Origin of the sequence: Lysinibacillus sp. GbtcB16 (assembly GCF_019091145.1) — a bacterium.
GTDB classification, from domain to species: domain Bacteria; phylum Bacillota; class Bacilli; order Bacillales_A; family Planococcaceae; genus Lysinibacillus; species Lysinibacillus fusiformis.
In genome coordinates this window covers 1-231 of record NZ_JAGXJV010000941.1, presented here as the reverse complement: position 1 = coordinate 231, position 231 = coordinate 1, and the positions used below count along the sequence as shown (strand labels likewise).

At 26.0% G+C, this 231-nt stretch carries 1 pseudogene; it reads left to right on the top strand.

The features are described from left to right. Positions 1–231: pseudogene (locus KVT27_RS26395) on the top strand (recombinase family protein); the annotation flags it as partial.

Sequence of the window (231 nt, the reverse complement as noted above, 5' to 3'; positions counted from 1 at the left end):
AGGATTTAAGAGCATTAGTGCTGGATAAATTGAAAGAAAAAGAAAGTGTTTTAGAAAAAGAGTTTTATTCGGATGAAAATCGACTACATGTTAAATTGAAAAAACTTAACAAAGATATTAAAGATTTGAAAGTTAAGAAAGAGCGTTTATTAGACTTATATTTAGAAGGCGAAAGAATTGATAAAGATACTTTTACTGTTCGTAACAAAAAACTGGAAAAAGAAATAGAAT